The organism is Streptomyces sp. NPDC004031 (assembly GCF_053604375.1).
Window position 1 is genome coordinate 1 of the sequence record NZ_JBSGHL010000005.1, and the last position, 19,700, is coordinate 19,700.

20 protein-coding genes are annotated in these 19,700 nt (G+C 75.7%); 8 read left to right on the forward strand and 12 right to left on the reverse strand.

Features of this window, described 5'->3' with window-relative positions; genetic code table 11:
* The first annotated feature begins 139 nt into the window (after positions 1–139).
* On the forward strand, positions 140–664 hold the full coding sequence (locus ACWERV_RS04205; protein ID WP_452928519.1) for a GNAT family N-acetyltransferase: 525 nt from the start codon (positions 140–142) through the stop codon (positions 662–664).
* A 35-nt stretch (positions 665–699) separates the two neighbouring features.
* Here ACWERV_RS04205 and ACWERV_RS04210 read toward each other — a convergent pair whose 3' ends face one another.
* Positions 700–1,224 carry a rhodanese-like domain-containing protein gene (locus tag ACWERV_RS04210; RefSeq protein WP_452928522.1) on the reverse strand — a complete coding sequence of 175 codons (525 nt, stop codon included), beginning with the start codon at positions 1,222–1,224 and terminating at the stop codon, positions 700–702.
* 93 nt (positions 1,225–1,317) lie between these two features.
* Here ACWERV_RS04210 and ACWERV_RS04215 point away from each other — a divergent pair, with 93 nt between their 5' ends.
* A complete protein-coding gene (locus ACWERV_RS04215) occupies positions 1,318–1,764 on the forward strand; it encodes an Lrp/AsnC family transcriptional regulator (RefSeq protein ID WP_398190372.1) in 447 nt (148 codons plus the stop codon).
* Positions 1,765–1,794: 30 nt separating this feature from the next.
* Here ACWERV_RS04215 and ACWERV_RS04220 read toward each other — a convergent pair whose 3' ends face one another.
* Positions 1,795–5,352, reverse strand: coding sequence for an AAA family ATPase (locus tag ACWERV_RS04220; RefSeq protein ID WP_452928525.1), 3,558 nt, complete (start codon positions 5,350–5,352; stop codon positions 1,795–1,797).
* On the reverse strand, positions 5,352–6,512 hold the full coding sequence (locus ACWERV_RS04225; protein WP_452928527.1) for an exonuclease SbcCD subunit D: 1,161 nt from the start codon (positions 6,510–6,512) through the stop codon (positions 5,352–5,354). Before ACWERV_RS04225 ends, ACWERV_RS04220 begins: the two co-directional genes overlap by 1 nt.
* A gap of 450 nt (positions 6,513–6,962) precedes the next feature.
* On the opposite strand from ACWERV_RS04225, the gene ACWERV_RS04230 reads away from it, so the two are divergent.
* Positions 6,963–7,886, forward strand: a complete 924-nt coding sequence (locus ACWERV_RS04230; RefSeq protein ID WP_452928530.1) for a 5-dehydro-4-deoxyglucarate dehydratase — start codon at positions 6,963–6,965, stop codon at positions 7,884–7,886.
* A complete protein-coding gene (locus ACWERV_RS04235) occupies positions 7,883–9,151 on the forward strand; it encodes a glucarate dehydratase family protein (RefSeq protein ID WP_452928533.1) in 1,269 nt (422 codons plus the stop codon). The genes ACWERV_RS04230 and ACWERV_RS04235 overlap by 4 nt, the downstream gene beginning before the upstream one ends.
* 22 nt (positions 9,152–9,173) lie before the next feature.
* Here ACWERV_RS04235 and ACWERV_RS04240 read toward each other — a convergent pair whose 3' ends face one another.
* Positions 9,174–9,800 (reverse strand): YigZ family protein, encoded by a 627-nt coding sequence (locus ACWERV_RS04240; protein WP_452928536.1) that lies wholly within the window; start codon positions 9,798–9,800, stop codon positions 9,174–9,176.
* 98 nt (positions 9,801–9,898) lie between these two features.
* Here ACWERV_RS04240 and ACWERV_RS04245 point away from each other — a divergent pair, with 98 nt between their 5' ends.
* Positions 9,899–10,306, forward strand: a complete 408-nt coding sequence (locus tag ACWERV_RS04245) for a CoA-binding protein (RefSeq protein ID WP_452928539.1) — start codon at positions 9,899–9,901, stop codon at positions 10,304–10,306.
* A gap of 12 nt (positions 10,307–10,318) precedes the next feature.
* Here the strand turns inward: ACWERV_RS04245 and ACWERV_RS04250 are convergent, their stop codons facing one another.
* Both ACWERV_RS04250 and ACWERV_RS04255 read right to left on the reverse strand, forming a co-directional pair.
* Positions 10,319–10,849 (reverse strand): YbaK/EbsC family protein, encoded by a 531-nt coding sequence (locus ACWERV_RS04250; RefSeq protein WP_452928541.1) that lies wholly within the window; start codon positions 10,847–10,849, stop codon positions 10,319–10,321.
* A 34-nt stretch (positions 10,850–10,883) separates the two neighbouring features.
* Positions 10,884–11,717, reverse strand: coding sequence for an acyltransferase (locus ACWERV_RS04255; protein WP_452928544.1), 834 nt, complete (start codon positions 11,715–11,717; stop codon positions 10,884–10,886).
* A gap of 58 nt (positions 11,718–11,775) precedes the next feature.
* On the opposite strand from ACWERV_RS04255, the gene ACWERV_RS04260 reads away from it, so the two are divergent.
* Positions 11,776–12,345 carry a gamma carbonic anhydrase family protein gene (locus ACWERV_RS04260; RefSeq protein WP_452928546.1) on the forward strand — a complete coding sequence of 190 codons (570 nt, stop codon included), beginning with the start codon at positions 11,776–11,778 and terminating at the stop codon, positions 12,343–12,345.
* A gap of 52 nt (positions 12,346–12,397) precedes the next feature.
* Here ACWERV_RS04260 and ACWERV_RS04265 read toward each other — a convergent pair whose 3' ends face one another.
* Complete coding sequence (locus ACWERV_RS04265; RefSeq protein WP_452928549.1) at positions 12,398–13,063, reverse strand: DedA family protein; 666 nt, start codon at positions 13,061–13,063, stop codon at positions 12,398–12,400.
* Positions 13,064–13,228: 165 nt separating this feature from the next.
* Entirely contained in the window at positions 13,229–13,690 is a 462-nt protein-coding gene (locus tag ACWERV_RS04270) for a DUF4442 domain-containing protein (RefSeq protein ID WP_398190410.1), read from the reverse strand.
* Positions 13,691–13,762: 72 nt separating this feature from the next.
* On the opposite strand from ACWERV_RS04270, the gene ACWERV_RS04275 reads away from it, so the two are divergent.
* Both ACWERV_RS04275 and ACWERV_RS04280 read left to right on the forward strand, forming a co-directional pair.
* Positions 13,763–14,989: a hypothetical protein gene (locus ACWERV_RS04275; RefSeq protein ID WP_452928551.1), complete on the forward strand. Its 1,227-nt coding sequence runs from the start codon at positions 13,763–13,765 to the stop codon at positions 14,987–14,989.
* A gap of 114 nt (positions 14,990–15,103) precedes the next feature.
* Positions 15,104–16,408, forward strand: coding sequence for an MFS transporter (locus ACWERV_RS04280; protein WP_452928554.1), 1,305 nt, complete (start codon positions 15,104–15,106; stop codon positions 16,406–16,408).
* Between the two features lie 19 nt (positions 16,409–16,427).
* Here ACWERV_RS04280 and ACWERV_RS04285 read toward each other — a convergent pair whose 3' ends face one another.
* The 4 genes from ACWERV_RS04285 to ACWERV_RS04300 all read right to left on the reverse strand — a co-directional run bounded on the left by ACWERV_RS04285 (position 16,428) and on the right by ACWERV_RS04300 (position 19,672).
* Positions 16,428–17,333 (reverse strand): spermidine synthase, encoded by a 906-nt coding sequence (locus ACWERV_RS04285; RefSeq protein WP_452928557.1) that lies wholly within the window; start codon positions 17,331–17,333, stop codon positions 16,428–16,430.
* 238 nt (positions 17,334–17,571) lie between these two features.
* Entirely contained in the window at positions 17,572–18,750 is a 1,179-nt protein-coding gene (tuf, locus tag ACWERV_RS04290) for an elongation factor Tu (protein WP_452928560.1), read from the reverse strand.
* Between the two features lie 97 nt (positions 18,751–18,847).
* Complete coding sequence (locus ACWERV_RS04295) at positions 18,848–18,985, reverse strand: hypothetical protein (protein WP_452928563.1); 138 nt, start codon at positions 18,983–18,985, stop codon at positions 18,848–18,850.
* A 69-nt stretch (positions 18,986–19,054) separates the two neighbouring features.
* Positions 19,055–19,672, reverse strand: coding sequence for a flavin reductase family protein (locus ACWERV_RS04300; RefSeq protein WP_452928566.1), 618 nt, complete (start codon positions 19,670–19,672; stop codon positions 19,055–19,057).
* Between the last annotated feature and the right edge of the window lie 28 nt (positions 19,673–19,700).

The following is a 19,700-nucleotide window of genomic DNA, read 5'->3' on the forward strand; positions in this document are numbered from 1 at the left end:
GGGGGGGCCGCCCCCCCCGGCGGGGGATTCCTCGGTGTGTCTCGGGGGGGGGGGGGGGGGGGCCCCGGGGGGGCGCCGCCCGCCCGCCACCACCGTCCCCGGCACTTCTCCTCTGCTCCTGGACAAGGCGGTACGGCCGATGACCCTGCACGCTTCGCTGGACGGCGGTCGGCTCGTGCTGACCGAGGGGCGGCTGACACTGCGCGAGCAACTGCCGCGGGACGCCGCGGAACTGGCCGAGGGCAAGCCCGCCGGGCTGGTCTGGATCGACGGCGCCCCGGGCGAGGGCACGATAGGCGCGGCCTCGATGACGGTGGCCGCCGCGGTCGCCGGGCTCTACCGGCCCGGCTGGGGTGTCTTCGCGATCCAGCGCACCGCCGACGGCACGGCGCTGGGCGGCGCGGGCTTCCACGGCCCGCCGGACGCGGGGGCGGTCGAGATCGGCTACGACCTGTCCGCGTCCGGCCGCGGGAAGGGCTGGGCCACCGACGCGGCGCGGGCGCTGTGCCGGTGGGCGCTGGGCCAGCCCGGGGTGGACCGGGTGCTGGCCACCACCGAGCCGGGCAACGGCGCGTCGCAGGCGGTGCTCGGCCGGGTCGGTTTCGTGCGCGTCGCCGACCGGGGCGAGCTGTGGGCGTACGAGCTGCGGGATCTGCCCGCCTGACGCCCCGCTGCCGTACGCGCCGCCGCGGGCGCCGTTCAGCAGCCGCAGTCGTCGGCGCCGACCGGGGCGGTCAACGGGTCGGCGGCGCGCTGCTCTGCGCCCTCGGCGCTCTCGTAGCCGAAGCCCTCGCGGATCCAGTACTCGATGCCGCCGAGCATCTCCTTGACCTGGTAGCCCCGGGAGGCGAGGGCGTACGCGGCCCGGGTCGCGCCGTTGCAGCCGGGGCCCCAGCAGTGCACGACCACCGGGACCGCGCGGTCCAGGAACGCGTCGGCCAGCTGCGGGATCTGCGCGGTCGGCAGGTGGACGGCGCCGGGGACGTGGCCCTGCTCCCACGCCTCGGTGCTGCGGGTGTCGACGAGGATGAAGCCGGGGTGCGCGCCGGTCTCGGCGGCGGTGGCCAGGGCCGCGGCGACGTCGGACACGTCGGTGTGGAAGGCGAGGCTCGCCGCGAAGTGCGCGGCGGCTTCCGCGGGGGTGGCCGGGGGGACGCGCAGAACGGGGTTCTCGCTGGTCACGGCGGGTGCGGGGGTGGCCTCGGCGGCGGTTTCGATGATCATGGCCGGAACTCTACGGTCGGTACGCGGGACCAGGAAGGACCGTTCCCCGGCGTCCGGGCCGATCGGCCGGGGAATCCCCTATATTGGTCGGGCATGACCGCGTATTCCCTGGACGCCACCGACTGGAAGCTGCTGGAAGCCCTGCAGCGGGACGGCCGCGCCAGTTTCGCCGAGCTGGCCCGTACCGTCGCCATGTCGCCGAGTGCGGTGACCGAGCGGGTGCGGCGGCTGGAGGAGGCGGGGGTCATCACCGGCTACTCGGCGGTGATCGACCCCGAGCGGATCGGGCTGCCGATCCTGGCGCTGGTGCGGCTGCGCTATCCGCACGGCAACTACAAGCCCTTCCACGACCTGCTGGCCGGCACCCCGGAGGTGCTGGAGGCGCATCACGTCACGGGGGACGACTGCTTCGTGATGAAGGTCGCCGCCCGCTCCATGCGGCATCTGGAGGAGACGACCGGGCGGCTGTCCGGGCTCGGCGCCGTCACCACCAGCGTCGTCTACTCCTCGCCGCTGGAGCGCCGCCCGCTCGTGCTGTGAGACCGGACGGGCGCGGCGCAGGACGCGCCGTCAGGCGGTGCGCTGGCTCAGCGTCGAACCGTCACGGCCCTTGCTGACGCGCAGCCGGGCCGGGATGCGGTCGCGCAGGTCGGCGACATGGCTCACGATGCCGACCGCGCGGTCCCGTTCGCGCAGCCCGTCCAGCACGTCGAGGACCTCGTCGAGGGCCTGCTCGTCGAGGCTGCCGAAGCCCTCGTCGATGAAGAGGGTGTCCAGCCGCATGCCGCCCGCCTCGTCGGTGACGACGTCGGCCAGGCCGAGCGCGAGGGCGAGCGAGGCGTAGAAGGTCTCGCCGCCGGACAGGGTGGAGGTGTCCCGCTCGGTGCCGGTCCAGGCGTCGACCACGACCAGGCCGAGCCCCGACTTGGCCCGCCCGCCGCCCCGCGCGTCGCTGTGCACGAGGGTGTAGCGCCCGCCGGACATCCGCTGGAGCCGCACCCCGGCCGCCGCGGCGACCTGTTCGAGCCGCGCGGCCAGCACGTACGTCTCCAGCTCCATCCGGAAGCGGTTGTCGGCGGAGGTGGCCGAGACGAGGTCCGACAGCCGGGCCAGCCGCTCGTACGCGGTACGGGCCGGGGCCAGCTCCCGCACCAGCGCGGCGGCCTCGTGCCCCAGCCGGTCGAGTTCCGCGCACCGCGTCCCGGCCGCGGACTCCCCGGCCGCCGCCCGCCGCAGCCGCGCCTCGGCGGCCGCCAGACCGGCCTCCGCGGCGGCGGGGTCGGGGGCGGGCAGCAGGGTGAGGGGGTCGGCGTCCCCGTGCTCCGGTACGGCGCTCCGCGGGCCGTCCTGGTCCGCCGCCGCCCGTGCCGCGGTGGTGAGGGCCTGCGCGGCGGCCTCGACGGCGGCGCGCGCCGCGGCCTCCTCGCGGTCCCAGGTCCCGGCCCGGCGCTCGGCCTCCCACAGGCGCGGCGGCGGGAGGAGCGCCGCGGCGGCCTCGGCGGCGTCGCGGAAACCGGCCCGCGCGGCGGCCTCGGCGAGCGCGGACTCGGCCTCGGCGAGGCGTTCGGCGCTGTCGGCGCGGTCCCGGGCGGCGTGGGCCGCGCGGTCCAGGAGCGCGACGGCGGCCGACAGCCGTTCGCGGCGGGCGGCGACGCTCGGGTGCCCCGCGCGCGCCCTGGCCACCTCGCCGCTCAACCGCTCGTACTGCTCGTCCAGTTCCTCGCGCCGGGAGGTACGGGCGGCGGCCCGGCGCTGGGCCTCCTGCTGCTGCGCGGTGCGCCGGTCGCGCTCCCCCTCGGCGCGGCCGAGGGCCGCCCGCGCCTCGGGGACGTCGGCCGCGGCCCGCAGGGCGGCGTCGTGCGCGGCGGCCGCCTCCCCGTGGCGGGCGGCGAGTTCGGCGTACGGGACGGGCCCGGCGGCCGCGGTGGCCGCCTCCAGCGCGGCGCCCAGCCGGGCGGCGTTCTCGCGGGCCGCGTCGTAGGCGGCGGCGCGGTCCTGGAAGCGGGCGTACGCGGCGTCCTCGTCGGCGCGGGTGACGTGCCGCCCGGCGGGCCGCGCGGGCGCGGGGTGCTCGGCGGAGCCGCAGACGCGGCAGGGCTCGCCCGCGGTGAGGCCCTCCGCGAGTTCGGCGGCGATGCCGGAGATGCGGCTCTCCCGGAGGTCCTGCCAGGCCTCGCGCGCGTCGGCGGCGTGGTCGCGGGCCGCGCGGGCGGACTGCTCCGCGGTGCCCAGTTCGGCGGCGAGCGTGTCCCGGCGGGCGGCGGCGTCCCGGCGCTGCCGGGCCGCGGTCAGCTCGGCGGCGAGGGCGGCGGCGCGGGCCGCTGCCTCCTGGCCCGCGTCGAGCCGGGCCTGGAGGGCGGCCCGTTCCCGCGGCCACCCGGCGAGCCAGCCGCCGGCGTCCCGGACGGCCTCCTCGTCGTCGCGCTCCTCGCGCTCCAGCGACTGCCGCCGGGCGGCGACCTCCCGTACCCGCGCCTCCGCCTCGGCGGCCGCGCCGAGCCCGCCCAGCACCTCCCGCAACTCCCCCGCCCGCTGCTCCAGCCCATCGGCCCGCAGCCCGCCCGCCGGTCCCGCGGCTTCCCGGGCCGACGGGACGAGACTCCGCGCGTGCCCGGCACCCGCCCCTTCCCTGGCCCCGGGCACGAGGCCGGGGGCGTGCGTACCCCGGCCGTTGCCGCCGCCCAGCCCAGCGGACCCCTGGGCCACATGCCCGGCCGCCGGCACGACGCCACCACCGTCTGCACTCCGGCCGTCCAGCCCGCCGAGCCCGTCACCGACCTCCCGGGGCCCCGGGCCACCACCGTCCGCACCCCGGCCGCTCAGCAGGCCTGACCCGTCGCCGACCTCCCGGGCCCCCCGGCCACCACCGTCCGCACCCCGGCCGTCCTCGCCGCTCACCGCAGCGGACCCGGCACCGGGTGCGTCCCCGGCTCCCGGGGTCGGGGGCGGCTGCCGGGAACTGTCCGGGGCGGCATCACCCGACGCGACCGGGTCGCCCCCGCCGGGCTCCGCCGCCCGCTCTGCCCCCGGCGTCCCTTGGGTGTCGGCGGTACCGCCGGTCTGCTGCGGCGGCACCGCGAGGGCCGGCTCTCCCGCGGCGGACAGGGCCGTGGCCGCGGTCTGCTCCGCCGTGCGGGCCTCCGCGTGCAGGGCGGCGGCCTTGTCGCGGCGGGTGAGGGCGGGTTCGACGGTGGTGGCGCGCTGTGCGCGGGTCAGCGCGGCGCGGGCGGCGGCGCGCGCGGGGGCCTCGGCGGCGAGCGCGGCGGCGCGGTGTACGGCCTGTTCGTAGCGCTGCCGGAGCGCGTACCGCTCGCGGGCCTCCCGGGCGGCGGCCGCGGCGGCGGTGTGGACGGCCTCGGCGCGGGCGAGGGCGGTGCGCGCGATGTCGTGCTGCTCGCGGGCGGTGCAGCGCAGCAGCGCGGCGTCGGCGAGCAGTCCGAAGCCGTCCCCGGACTGCTCGCCGAGACCGGCGGCCTGCCGCATGCGGGCGGTGACGTCCGCGGTGCGCCGGTCGCCGTCGGCGAGCCGTGCGGCGGCCGCGAGCTTGTCGTCGCGCAGCCGGTGCTCGACGGAGCGGAAGCGCCGGGTGTCGAAGAGCCGGCCGAGCAGCGCGGCCCGTTCGGTCGCCCCGGCCCGCAGGAAGGTCGCGAACTCGCCCTGTGGCAGCAGCACCACCTGGCAGAACTGCTCGCAGCTCATCCCGATCAGCTGCCGGATCTCCTCACCCGCCTCCTGGTGCGACTTGGACAGCGCCCGCCACTCCCCCGCGGTGTGCTCGCGCAGCAGGGTGACGGCCCGTTCGGTGGTCGTGCCGGTGCCGCGTTTCTTGGCGCGGGGCTGTTCGGGCCGCCGGGTGATCTCCAGCCGCCTGCCGCCGAGGGTGAGGTCGAGGACGACCTCGGTGGGTGTGCCGGGCGCGGCGTGGTCGCTGCGCAGCCGGGTGGCGGGCCGGTCGCCGGGCACCTGTCCGTACAGCGCGAAGCAGACCGCGTCGAGGACGGAGGTCTTGCCGCCGCCGGTGGGGCCGTGCAGCAGGAAGAGCCCGGCGGCGGACAGCGCGTCGAAGTCGACGGACTGCCCGGCGGCGAAGGGGCCGAAGGCGGTGAGGGTGAGCCGGTGCAGTCGCATCAGTCGCGCTCCGCGGCGGTGGCGGCGGCGCGTGCCGCGTCGAGGGCGTCGCGCAGCAGCCGGCTCTCGTGCGCGTCGGGGTCGCTGCCGCGTACGTGGCGGACGAAGTCCTCGGCGATCTGCCGGTCGTCGCGCCCGGCGAGGCGGCCGGCGTAGGAGGCGGCGCCGTCGTCGGGCCGCTCGTCGGGCTCGAAGCCGAGGCTGAGGATGTGCGGGAAGCGCCGGGCGAGCGCGGCCATCGGCTCGTAGGGGCGTACGGGGTCGGTGAGGACGGCCTCGACCCAGGAGTCGGTGTGCGCCTCGTGCGCGGGGTCGGCGAGCAGGTCGTCGAGCCGTCCGCGCAGCCGGGCGAGGCGGCGCGGTACGGGGGTGTCGGCGCGCCGGGCGTCGATCGTGCCGTCCGCCGCGAGGTCGACGATCCACATGCTCTTGCGGTGGTGCTCCTCGGAGAAGGAGTAGGCGAGCGGCGAGCCGCTGTAGCGGATGCGGTCGGCGACGGTCTGGCAGCCGTGCAGGTGGCCGAGCGCGGTGTAGTCGAAGCCAGCGAAGAGCGCGGCGGGTACGGAGGCGACGCCGCCGGTGGTGATGTCGCGTTCGCTGTCGCTGGGCGCGGCGCCGGTGACGAAGGCGTGGGCGAGCACGACGCTGCGGGTGCCGGGCGGGCGGGCGGCGAGGTCGGCGCGGATGCGGTCGGCGGCGGCGCCGAGCACGCAGGGGTGGTCGGCGCGTTCGGCGCCCAGGGTGTCGCGGACGAGGGCGGGTTCGAGGTAGGGGATGCCGTAGACGGCGACCTCGCCGTGGGCGTCGCGCAGCAGCACGGGGCGGTCGCAGGCGGCGGGGTCGGTGCGCAGGTGGACGCCGGAGCGGCCGAGCAGTCCGGCGCCGACGCCGAGGCGGCGGGCGGAGTCGTGGTTGCCGGAGATCATCACGGTGGGCACGCCGCAGTCGGCGAGGGCGTGCAGCACGCGGTCGTACAGCTCGACGGCGGACAGCGGCGGGACGGCGCGGTCGTAGACGTCGCCCGCGACGAGCACGGCGTCCACGTCCTCCGCGCGGACGACGGCGACGAGGTGGTCGAGGAAGGCCCGCTGGGCGTCCAGCAGGCTCACCCGGTGGAAGGACCGGCCCAGGTGCCAGTCCGATGTGTGCAGCAGCCTCACCGGGCCGCCTCGCCGTGCGTGCTCACCCTCGCCGTTCCTCGCCCTCCGCCGGTCCCCGTGGTGATCACTGGATTCTAGGCCGTCGGAGGGGCCGCCCGGGGGGCGCCCGCGATACGCGCCCGCCCGTGCCGGTGGGTGCGGTCCGGACCGGGCGCCGCTTCGGCCTACCGGAAGTTTTCGTCCGACGATTCGAAAGCTGCCGCGTCGAATGTTCGACAACGCGCGACGCATTCAGGACGAACCATCCCTTTCGGCAGGGCTCCTGACACCCCCCGCTCCGATGTCCCGCCGCCAGGGCGGAGGATGACCGCCGACGGGCGCGCCTGCCCCCACGGTCCGGGCGGGCCGCGATTTCCGCTGGCCATTGACCGGTTGCGAGGGGGCGCCTACAGTCCATAAGGATTCGCATTCATGATGAGCGTTCATATGTGTGGACAATGAGAGGCATCAATGCTCGACGGCGTGCTCTTCTTCCCGGTGACACCGTTCACCCCAGAAGATTCGGTCGATCTTCCGATTCTTTCGGAACACGTGCGGCGGGGGGTCGAGGCGGGGGCCGGCGGCGTGTTCGTCGCGTGCGGCACGGGTGAGTTCCACGCCCTCGAACCCGGGGAGTACGCCGACGTGGTCCGCACCGCCGTCGCGGCGACCGGCGGCCGGGTCCCGGTCTTCGCCGGGGCGGGCGGCTCGCTGCCGCTGGCCCGCACCTTCGCGCGGGCCGCGGCCGAGGCGGGCGCGGACGGACTGCTGCTGATGCCCCCGTATCTGGTGCAGGCTCCCGCGGCGGGCCTGGTCGCGTACGTGACCCAGGTGACGGCGGCCACCGACCTGCCCGTCATCGTCTACCAGCGCGGCGGCGCCCGCTTCGACGTCGCCTCCGCGCTTGAGGTGGCCCGGCTGCCGAAGGTCGTGGGCTTCAAGGACGGCCTGGGCGACCTCGACCAGCTCTCCCGGATCGTCACCGCGGTGCGCGCGGACGCCGTGGCGGGCGCCAAGGACTTCCGGTTCTTCAACGGCATGCCGACCGCGGAGGGCACCGTGCCCGCCTACCGCGGCATCGGCGTGGACCTCTACTCCTCCGCGGTCTTCTGCTTCGCCCCGGAGATCTCACTGGCCTTCCACCGGGCGGTGACCACGGGCGACGACAAGACCGTGCAGGAGTTGCTGGCCGGCTTCTTCCACCCGCTCATCGCGCTGCGCGAGCGCACCCCCGGCTACGCGGTCTCGCTGGTCAAGGCCGCGGTGCGGCTCGGCGGCCTGGACGTCGGCGGGGTGCGGCCGCCGCTGACCGACCCCACCCCGGAGGATCTCGCCGAACTCGCCCGGATCGTCGAGGCGGGCCGGGCCCTGGTGGCGGCGGAGGCGGCGCGGTGAGCGGCGGCATCAGGATCACCGGCGTCGACATCACCCCGGTCGCCTTCCGCGACCCGGCGCTGCTCAACGCCGTCGGCGTGCACGAGCCGTACGCGCTGCGGGCGATCGTCGAGGTCCACACCGACCAGGGCATCACCGGGCTCGGCGAGACCTACGCCGACGAGGGCCATCTGCGGCGGCTGCACACCGCCGTCGACGTCATCACCGGCATGGACGTGCACACCCTCGGCGGCATGCACCGGCGGATCTCCGAGGCGCTGGCCGGCGACACCGGCTCCGACGGCCACGGCCTGACCGGCATGATCACCAGCAGCAGCACCGCCGACCGGGTCTTCGCACCCTTCGAGGTGGCCTGCCTGGACATCCAGGGCAAGGCGGCCGGGCTCCCGGTCAGCGACCTGCTGGGCGGCGCGGTGCGCTCCTCGGTGCCCTTCAGCGCCTACCTCTTCTACAAGTGGGCCGGCCACCCGGGCGCGGAGCCCGACGCGTGGGGCGAGGCGCTCGACCCGGACGGCATCGTGGCCCAGGCCCGGAAGATGACCGAGGAGTACGGCTTCGGCGCGATCAAGCTCAAGGGCGGGGTCATGCCGCCCGAGGAGGAGATCGAGGCGATCCGGGCGCTGCACAAGGCCTTCCCCGGCGTGCCGCTGCGGCTCGACCCGAACGCCGCCTGGACGGTGGACACCTCGGTGCGGGTCGCCCGGGAGCTGGACGGCATCCTCGAATACCTGGAGGACCCGACGCCCGGCCAGCAGGCCATGGCCGAGGTCGCGCGGCAGGCGCCCATGCCGCTGGCCACCAACATGTGCGTGGTGGCCTTCGACGAGCTGTCGTCCGCGGTGGCCCGCGACTCCGTGCAGGTCGTGCTGTCCGACCACCACTACTGGGGCGGCATGCAGCGCTCCCTGCTGCTGGCCGGCATCTGCCGCACCTTCAGCCTGGGCCTGTCCATGCACTCCAACTCGCACCTGGGCATCAGCCTGGCCGCGATGACCCACCTGGCTGCGGCCACGCCCAACCTCACCTACGCGTGCGACACCCACTGGCCGTGGAAGACCGAGGAGATCGTCGTCCCCGGCGCGCTGGAGTTCTCCGGCGGCGCGGTGCGGGTGCCGCGCACCCCGGGCCTGGGCGTCGAACTGGACCGCGACGCGCTGGCCCGGCTGCACGAGCAGTACGTGCGCTGCGGGCTGCGCAACCGGGACGACACCGGCTACATGCGGCGCATCGACCCCTCGTACGAGAAGAAGTCGCCGCGCTGGTGACCGCCCTCCTGCGGGACCCCGCCTAGACGTCGACGTAGGCGCTGCCGCCCGCCTCACAGGTGGCGGCGCCCGCCGTCACGTCGGCCAGCCAGGACGCGAACGCGGGCACGTCGTCCTCCGGGACCCCGACGGTGAAGGTCACCGCGGCGCCGTACGCGGTGTCCCGCAGCGCGTGGCCGGCCGCGCGCAGGTCGTTCTCCAGCCGCCCGGCCCGCGCGTGGTCCACCACCACGGTCAGCAGCACCAGGCGGCGCCGCTCGACGGTGCCGATCTCGTCCAGCGCCGCCGACACCGCGCCGCCGTACGCCCGGACCAGGCCACCCGCGCCGAGCTGGATTCCGCCGTAGTAGCGGGTGACCACGGCGACGGTGTCGCGGACCGCGCGGCCCAGCAGCACCTGGAGCATGGGGGTGCCGGCCGTCCCGCCCGGCTCGCCGTCGTCGCTCGCCCGGTGCAGCCGCCCGTCGGGGCCGATGACGTACGCGAAGCAGTTGTGCGTGGCCGCCGGGTGCGCCCTGCGCACCTCGCGGATCACCGCCTGCGCGGCCTCCTCGTCGGCGGCGGGGGCCAGCGTGCACAAGAACCGCGAGCGCTTGATCTCACTTTCGTGCACGCCCGCGCGCGCCACCGTCAGGTAGGAGTCCGCCATCGGTCCAGACTAGGGGGTGGCCCGGCGGGGAATGGAGGTACCTCTGCCCCGGTTGACCAGGGCGTACGGGCTTGCGACGACGGGCGACGGAGGACGGTATGTACGGCGACAGCGCGACGGTGCGGCGGATCCTGGAGGACAGCGGCGACACCTGGGCGGTGGTCGGCCTGTCGAACAACACCGCGCGCGCCGCGTACGGCGTCGCCGAGGTGCTGCGCCGCCACGGCAAGCGGGTCGTGCCGGTCCACCCGAAGGCCGAGGCCGTGGCGGGCGAGCAGGGGTACGCCTCGCTCGCCGACATCCCCTTCCCGGTCGATGTGGTGGACGTCTTCGTCAACTCCGCGCTCGCCGGGCAGGTCGCCGACGACGCGGTCGGCATCGGGGCGAAGGCCGTGTGGTTCCAGCTCGGCGTGGTGGACGAGGCGGCCTACGACCGCACGCGCGCGGCCGGGGTGGAGATGGTCATGGACCGCTGCCCCGCCATCGAGATCCCGCAGCTGGGCTGACGGCCGCCCGGCTCAGACGCCGAGCCCGTCCAGAATCACGGCGTTCGGCAGGCCGCCGAGCAGCTTGCCGGGCACGATGAGCTTGCCGCGGCGCGCCCCGCTGCCGATGAGCACCCAGGGGGTGTCCAGCACCGCCGGGTCGATCAGCAGCGGCCAGTGCGCGGGCAGCCCGACCGGGGTGATGCCGCCGTACTCCATGCCGGTCTCGCCGGTGGCGGTGTCCATCGCGGCGAAGGACGCCTTGCGGGCGCCCAGGTGCCGCCGCACCGCGCCGTTGACGTCCACCCGGGTGGCGGACAGGACCACGCACGCGGCGAGGGTGACGTCCTGGCCGCGCTTGCCCGCGACGACCACGCAGTTCGCCGACGCCTCCAGCAGCCCGTCGCCGTAGGTGGCGGCGAAGACCGCAGTGTCGGCCTTCTCCGGGTCGCTGTCCACGTGCAGCATCTCGGCGGTGACGGCCGCCGCGACGGGCGGCGGCAGCAGGTCGCGGCGCTCGGTGGCGGGCTGGGCGTCGTCGAAGTCTCCGATGGGGGCGCGCATGCGGCGAATCTAGCAAAACGCGCGGCCCGCCCGCTCAGGCCGGCTGCTGGAACTCGTCCGCCTCCGGCCGCAGTTGCCCGCCCGGTTCGTCCGGCGCCGCCACGAGCGGCACCCCGGGCGCCGGGGTGCGCAGCGGGGGCTGCCACGCCCCGGCCGCGGAGTCCCAGCGCCGGACGACCCGGGCGGGTGCGCCCGCGACGACCGCGTAGTCCGGGACCTCGCCGCGGACGACGGAGCCCGCCGCGACGACGACGTTCCGGCCGAGCCGCGCGCCCGGCAGGATCACGCAGTTGGCGCCGAGCCAGCTTCCGGCGCCGATCTCGACCGGGGCGGTGCGCGGCCACTGCTCGCCGACCGGCCGGGTCACGTCGTCGTAGGAGTGGTTGATGCTGGTCAGGTAGACGTTGGGGCCGCAGAAGACGTTGTCGCCGATCGTGATGGGGGCGAGCGCCACCACATGGCTGTCCCGGCCCAGCACCACGCCGTGCCCGAGCCGCAGCACCGGGCCGGGGCCGTAGTCGGGCGGGGGGTGGCCCGCGGGCGCGGCCTCGGGCGGCAGCAGGCCGACGGTGAGGGTGACCTGCTCGCCGATGATGCAGTAGTCGCCGAGGTGGATCCAGCGCTCCCCGAAGACGGTGCCCTGCGGGTGGGCGAGCCGGGTGCCGGGCCCGATGCGGCCGAAGCGCAGCGGCCCGGGGCGCTCCGCGGTGACGGCGGCGGTCTCGTGCGCCCAGCGCCAGGCGCGGTGCACGAGCCGCGACACCGCGCGCCGCCGCCGCGCCGCGAGCCCGCGGCCGCTGGGCGGGGCGGCGGGCACGGGCGCGGTGTTCGCGTTCTCGGAAAAGAACACGTTCTTGTTCCTGGGCACGCAGCCACCGTATACGGTGCCGGGGAAGATCGGCGGAACGGCATGAGGGAGCGGTCCGATGGCGGAGCAGCAGGCGGGGGCACGGGAGCAGCGCACCGGGGCCCTGGTCGCGGGGATCGCCGGCGTACGGCCGGAGATCGACCCGGCGGCGTACACGGCCCCGACCTCCGTGGTGCTCGGGCGGGTGACGCTGGGCGCCGGGGCGAGCGTCTGGTACCACGCGGTGCTGCGCGGGGACTGCGAGTCGATCGCGATCGGGTCCGGGTCCAACGTCCAGGACAACTGCTCGGTCCACGCCGACCTGGGCTTCCCGGTGGTGGTGGGCGAGAACGTCTCCGTGGGGCACAACGCGGTGCTGCACGGCTGCACGGTGGAGGACGGGGTGCTGATCGGGATGGGCGCGACGGTGCTGAACGGTGCGCGCATCGGTGCCGGTTCACTGGTGGCCGCGCAGGCGCTGGTGCCGCAGGGCATGCAGGTCCCGCCCGGCTCGCTGGTCGCCGGGGTGCCCGCGCGGGTGCGGCGCGAGCTGACCGAGGAGGAGCGGGCGGTGGTCCGGCTCAACGCCGAGCACTATGTGGCGCTCGCCGAGGTGCACCGCGACGCCGTCGGGGACGGGCGGGGCTGAGCGGAGGAGGCGGGCGCCGCCGGGCCGTACGCGGGGGCCCGGCCCGCGCTGCCTACTCGGCGGGCGCCGCCGCGACCTCGGCCGCCTCCTCGGCGGGCGCGGCGGCTTCCATCTCCGCCTGCACCTTCGCCGCACGCCGCTTGACCAGGACGAGCGAGCCGATGCCGAAGAGCACCGCGACGCCCAGCCCGACGTAGCCGAAGCGCTTGAGCCACGGCTCGGCGACCTGGCCCACGTAGTAGATGACGGCGGTGATGCCGCCGGCCCACACGATGCCGCCCAGCGCGTTGGCGGTCAGGAAGCGGCCGTAGGGCATCTTGAGCACGCCCGCGAGCGGCCCGGCGAAGATCCGCAGCAGGGCGACGAAGCGGCCGAAGAAGACCGCCCACATGCCCCAGCGCTGGAAGGACCGCTCGGCGGTGGCCACATGCCCTGGTGAGAAGTGCGAGGGGAAGCGTCTGCCGAGCCGTTCGAGCAGCGGTTTGCCGCCCTTGCGGCCGATCGCGTAGCCGATCGAGTCGCCGCCGACGGCCCCGACGATGGCGAAGGTGCCGACCAGCCACGGGTTGGCGTTGCCCTGCGAGGACATCAGCGCCGCGGTCATCAGCACGATCTCGCCCGGCAGCGGGATGCCCAGGCTCTCCAGGCCGACCACCAGACCCACCATCAGGTAGACGGCGACCGGCGGGATGCCGTCGAGCCAGTCCTGCACATGCACAGGAGGTCCCTCCCCACGACGACGGTCGAACGTGCGCTCCCGGCGCACTCCCAGGAAGCCTAACCGACCGGACGGGCGAACCGTCCCGGGCCGCCGCGCGTTCCGGCCGGTCAGCTCGGGTCGGCACGGTCCGCGTCGGCGGGGGGCGGGCTCGGCTCCCGGGGCTCAGCTGTTGGGGCGCAGTGTCCAGACGATCGTCATGTGCGAGGTCTCGGCGCCGTCCTCGCGGCGCACCGACACCTCGACGGGGAATTCCGGCCGGGTGCCGGCGTCCAGCTCCGCGAGGACCTCGGCGGCGGGCCGGCCGAGCACCGCGGTGGCGGTCAGCGGGCCGCGGGCGAGCTTGGTCCAGCCGATCTCGGCGCGCACCGGCAGCGGTACGGCCCGGCCCAGCTGGTCGGCGAACGCGCCGATCACGACGGCCCCGCTCGCGGACTCGGCAAGGGTGAACATCGCGCCGGCGTGCGGCCCGGCGACGTGGTTGTGGTACTCCGGGTCGTCGGGCAGCGCGAGCACCGCACGCTCGGCGGTGGTCTCCAGGTACTCCAGCCGGAGCGTGCGGACCATCGGCACGGTGGCCGTGAGGAATTCGCCTATGGAAGCCGGCGTGGGCAAGGTCTCGGACATGCCAGGATGTTACCAGCGAGTAGGCCCATCCGGCGTGGAACCACGGCGCCCGCTCCCCTAGTGTTTCCAGCCATGTGGCCAGGAGACCAGCAGGCCGGGGGACAATCCGGCGGAGAGCAGTACCCAGCGGGCAATCCCCCGCAGCAGCCCCAGGGGCCGTACGGTCAGCCGCCGAACCCGTACGCGCAGCCCGGCTATCCGCAGCCCCCGCAGCAGCCGGGCTACCCGCAGTCCGGCCAGCAGCCTCCGGCGCAGCCGCCCGGACCGCCGCCCGTTCCGCCGGGGCAGCAGCCGCCGGCCCCGCAGCCGTACCCGCAGACCCAGCCGTACGGCACCCCGTCGCCGTACGGCCAGCCCGGCTACCAGCAACCGGTCCAGCAGCCCGGGTACTCCGTGCCGGGCGGGCCCGGTCCGGTCGGCTACCCGACGCCGCAGCCCTTCCCCGGCGGGCCCGGGGGCGGGCAGCCGCCCGGCCGCAACAAGACCACGATCGCGATAGCCATCGGCGCCGCCCTCGCGGTGATCGCGGCCGTCGTGGTGACCGTCGTCCTCGTCGGCAAGGACGACGGCAAGAAGACCGACGCGCACGACACCACCTCGCCCAGCGTCTCCGCGAGCTCCGCCACCCCCACCGGCACCCCCACGCCCACCGCGACCGGCACCATGGAGGCCGGGGGCGGCGACGAGGACGACCCGCGCGGTCCCGCCGGCTCCACCGACGTCCAGCCCGTCGTCCCCGGCTGGAAGGTCGTCAAGCGCGCCGAGCGCAACTCGGCCTTCGACGTGCCGCCCGGCTGGACGGTCGGCAGCGAGTCCATGAGCGTCGGCTACGAGGACGACGCGGGCAAGCCGCAGGTCATCGTGGGTGCCCCCGCGTACTACATGGAGGACACCTGCAAGGACGGCAAGGTCTCCGCCAGCAACGCCACCGCGGGCACCAAGGGCGGCGCGGGCGCCGCCAGCCTCCAGGCCGCCGCCGAGAACGAGGCCAGGGCCTGGGCGAAGTACGCCTTCCAGGAGAACGACAAGGGCACCGTCTCCCCCGCCCTCGACAGCAAGGCCTTCCACAACGCGCACGGCATCACCGGCTGGCAGGCGCAGGCCACGATGACGAACGTGCCCAAGGCCAACAAGTGCTCGTCGAACGGCGTCGCCTACGCCGTCGCCTGGCTGGACCCGGCGCAGAAGACCCCGACCCCGATCGTGTGGGTGCTGTGGGCCAGGACCGGGGTCTCCGGCCAGCTCGCGCAGTCGGTGATCGACCAGATCAAGTCCACGATCCGGCCGATCAAGCAGTAGCCGCCTCCGTCGCCCGGGTCCCTCGGCGGGCGGAAGAGCCGGGGGGCCGGGCGCGGGGCCCGGCCGCCGGTAAACCGTTTGGCAGGACGCCCGGGGTGCGGCGATAGTCCCCTGATGACCGCAGACGACCACCGGGCCGGCCACCGGACCGCCCGCCGCGGCCTCCCGCCCTGGGCGGGACGCGACTTCCGGCTCCTGGTAAGCGCCTCCTTCATCACCGGCGCGGGCAACGCGGGCGCGACGATCGCCGCGGCCTTCGCGGTCATCGAGGCGGGCGGCAGCGCCACGGACGTCGGCGTCGTCGCCGCGGCCCGCACGCTGGCGATGGTCGTGCTGCTGCTCGTCGGCGGCGCGCTCGCCGACCGGCTGCCGCGGCAGCACGTCATGGCCGTCGCCAACGTCGTCAACGCGGTCTCGCAGGCGCTCTTCGCCGCGCTGGTCCTGACCGGCCACCCCGCGCTGTGGCAGATGGCGGCGCTCACTGCGGTCGGCGGCGGGGCCCACGCGTTCTTCGCGCCCGCGGCCCAGGGCCTGGTGCTGGCCACCGTCGAGTCCCGGCACGCGGGCCCGGCCATCTCCGTCTACCGGCTGTCCACCAACGCGGCCACCGTCGGCGGCGCCGCGCTCGGCGGCGCGCTGGTCGCGGCGGTCGGCGCCGGGTGGGTGCTCGCGGCCGACGCGGCCGGCTTCGTGGTCGCCGCGGTGCTGCGCGCCCGTATCGACACCGGCGGCGCCGCCCGGCTGCCGCGCACCGGCGGGGTGCTCGGCGAACTGCGCGAGGGCTGGCGCGAGGTCATCAGCCGGCCGTGGCTGTGGGGCATCGTGGTGCAGTTCTCCGTCGTCAACGGCATGTTCACGGCGGTCGAGTCGGTCTACGGCCCGCTGGTCTCCCGCGACCACCTCGGCGGCGCGGGCCCCTGGGGCCTGGCACTGGCCGCCGGCGGGCTCGGCACGGCGTGCGGGGCGGTGCTGATGATGCGCTGGAAACCGCGCCGGGTGCTGCTCGTCGGCACCCTGTGCGTCTTCCCGCTCGCGCTGCCCGGCGCCGCGCTCGCCCTGCTGCTCCCCGCGTGGACGCTCGCGCTGGTGATGTTCGCGGGCGGCATCGCGATCGAGGTCTTCGCGGTCGGCTGGATGCTGGCGATGCACCAGGAGATCCCGGAGGACCTGATGTCACGGGTCGCGGCCTACGACTGGCTGGGCTCGGTCGCCATGACCCCGGTCGCGGTGGCCGCGGCGGGCCCCGCCGCCTCGGCGTTCGGCCTGCGGCCCGCGCTGTGGGGGTCGTCCGCGCTGATCGTCCTGCTGACGGCGCCGGTGCTGCTGCTCCGCGACGTCCGCACCCTGCGGATGGCGCCGCGGCACCCGTCGCCGCTCCGGGTTCCCGCCCGGGAGGCGGAGGAGGAGGCGGCAGCGTAAGGCGGCGCGCCGCGCGCGGTCACCCGACGCTGAAGGCGCCCTCCGGAGGCGGCGGGGAGGGGCTCGCGGTGGCATCGGTCACCGGAGCGGCCCTGCCCGCCAGCCGGACCAGGTCCGCGCCGTGGACAACGCGCGCGGGGAAGGCGTCGGCGGCGCACCGCCGCCTCAGCGCGTCCACGGGCAGCGGACGGCGGCTCGCGGCGAGGACGGCGTTGCCGTAGCGCCGGCCGCGCAGCACGGTGGGCTCCGCCAGCACGCACACGTCGCCGCCGCCCGCCTCTTCGTCTGCCGCGCAGGCCGCGAGCGCGGCCCGTACGGTGGCCAGTTGGGAGCGCAGGAAGGCGAAGGGCGCGGCGTCGGCGAGGTTGGCGAGGTAGAGGCCGCCGGGCCGCAGGACGCGCAGCGCGTCCCGTACGAACTCCACCGACGTCAGCTCGGCCGGCACGGTGGAGCCGCCGAAGACGTCGGCCACCACGAGATCCGCCGTCCCGGCCCCGGCCGTGGCAATCCAGGCGCGGGCGTCCGCGGTGTGCACGACCGGCACGGGATCGCGCATCGGCAGCACCTCCGCGACCAGCGCGGCGAGCCGCCCGTCCGCCTCCACGACCTGCTGCCGCGCCCCGGGCCGGGTGTGCGCGAGCCAGCGCGGCAGCGTCATCGCCCCGCCCCCGAGGTGCACCGCGTCCAGCGGCTCCGCACCGGGGAAGACCGCGTCGACGGCGTACGCGATCCGGCGCACGTACTCGAATTCGAGGTGGCCGGGGTCGTCGAGATCCACGTACGACTGCGGCGCACCGTCCACGGTGAGCAGCCACGCACGGTCGCGGTCGATGTCGGGAAGCAGGCGTGCGGTGCCGAAGTCGGTCTCACGCGTCACGGGCGCGGGGTCGGCGCCCGGTCCGCCGGGTTCCTCGTCGTGGTCCACCGCCCCATTGTCGCGCGGCGCCCACGGGCGGCTCACGGCGGAGCCGGTGCCACCGGCGGCGGGACACGCTGCCCACCCGGCGGGCCCCGGCGATCCGGCAGCTTTGCCGGGCGGCCCCTCCGGCACCGCGCCGGGTGCAGCTTCGCGCGGCCGGGCCGGGGTGCGGCCCGCCGCTGCCCGGTACGGGTGACCGTACCGGGCAGCGGCGGGAGCCGGACCACCGGCCCCGGGCCGCGGCTCAGAGCAGCGCGGACACCGTGCCCGCGCCGACCGTGCGACCGCCCTCGCGGATGGCGAAGCCGAGTCCCGGCTCCAGCGGCAGGGCGCGGCCGAGGGAGACGGTGACCTCGGCGGTGTCGCCGGGCATCGCCATCGGCACGTCGCCGAGGTCCACGTCGCCGACCACGTCCGCGGTGCGGATGTAGAACTGCGGGCGGTAGCCGGAGGTGACCGGCGTGTGCCGGCCGCCCTCCGCCGCGGGCACGACGTAGACGCGCGCGGTGAAGCGGCGGTGCGGGGTGACGCTGCCCGGCGCCACGACGACGTCGCCGCGCCGCACCTGGCCGCGCTGCACCCCGCGCAGCAGCAGCGCCACGTTGTCGCCCGCCTGCGCGGATCCCATCGGCTTGCCGAAGGTCTCCAGGCCGGTGACGACGCTGGTGACCGGCTCCCCCGCCGCCGTGTGCAGCTCGACGCGGTCGCCGGGCGCGATCGTGCCGCGCTCGACCGCACCGGTCACGACGGTGCCGCGCCCGGTGATGGTCAGCACGTTCTCGACCGACAGCAGGAACGGCGCGTCGGTGTACCGCACCGGCACGGGCACGTAGGCGTCGACCGCGTCCAGCAGCTCGCCGATCGCGTCCGTCCAGCGCGGGTCGCCCTCCAGGGCGCGCAGCCCCGACACCCGTACGACCGGCACCTCGTCGCCCGGGAAACCGTGCGCGCCCAGCAGCTCGCGCACCTCCAGCTCCACCAGGTCGGTCAGCTCCGGGTCTCCCGCGTCGGCCTTGTTGAGCGCGACGACGACGTACTCGACCCCGATCTGCCGGGCCAGCAGCACGTGCTCGGCGGTCTGCGGCATGACGCCGTCGAGCGCCGAGACGACCAGGATGGCGCCGTCGAGCTGCGCCGCGCCGGTGATCATGTTCTTGACGTAGTCGGCGTGGCCGGGCATGTCGACGTGCGCGTAGTGCCGCCCCGCCGTCTCGTACTCCACGTGCGCGATGCTGATGGTGATGCCGCGGGCCGCCTCCTCCGGCGCCCGGTCGATCCGGTCGAACGGCACGAACGTGCCCGTGCCGCGGTCGGCCAGGACCTTGGTGATGGCCGCGGTGAGGGTGGTCTTGCCGTGGTCGACGTGGCCCATCGTGCCGATGTTGAGGTGCGGCTTGGTGCGCACGTACGCCTGCTTGGACATGACGGTGTCTCCTCCTGGGACGCCGGGTGAGTCGGGAACCCCTGGCCGGTCCGACCCTCCCCGTGCGGGGTCCCACCGGACATCGGTCCGGGGAGGGTCAGCGTCGGGCGCCGTCGAAGGATGCGTTCGCGTTCCGGCCGGCCGGGGCGGCGTTCGCGCCCGCGGTCGGGCAGGCGGCCTTCGACGCCGCGACCGCTGCCGCGGTGGCGTCTGCGAGGAAGGCGAGCCGGAACATGCCCCGATCATGGCCCGCGGCCCCGCCCCGCGTCGAAGGGTTTTCGCCGCCGTCGTCCCTGCCGTCCCGTCAGCGGCGGCGCCCCTCCTCCCACTCCCGGACGGGGATCCGGCTGATCTCCAGCACCTCTCCGAGCGTCCCCCACTCGTCCTTGCCCAGCCGCGTGAGCGGCCGCAGCCGCTGGATGTCCGGATGCCCGTCCACCAGCACCGCCTCCGACACCGCCGCGTGCACGACCCGCCCGAACACCACGGTGGAATCCCCCAGCCGCACGGTGCTGTGCAGTTGGCACTCCAGCGCCACCGGTGAAGCCGCCACCCGTGGCGGCTTCACCCGCGCGCTGGGCTCCCGCGCGATCCCCACCTCGTCGAACTCGCTCACGCCGTGCGGGAAGTCCGTCCCCGTCGCGTTGATCTCCTCGAAGAGGTGCTCGGGCGCGAGATTGACCACGAACTCCCCCGTCTCCTCGACATTGCGCAGCGAGTCCTTCCGCCCGACGGAGGTGAACTGCACGACGGGCGGATCGACACAGGCGACGGTGAAGAAGCTGTGCGGGGCGAGGTTGTCACAAGAGCCGTCCGCGGTGGTCGTGGACACCCAGGCGATGGGCCTGGGGACCACGGTCGCCGTGAGGAGCCTGTAGAACGCGTTCCGGCCGAGCTGCTCAGGATCGAAGTCGATTCGCATGCGCCCCAGTATCCCGGCGGGCACACGC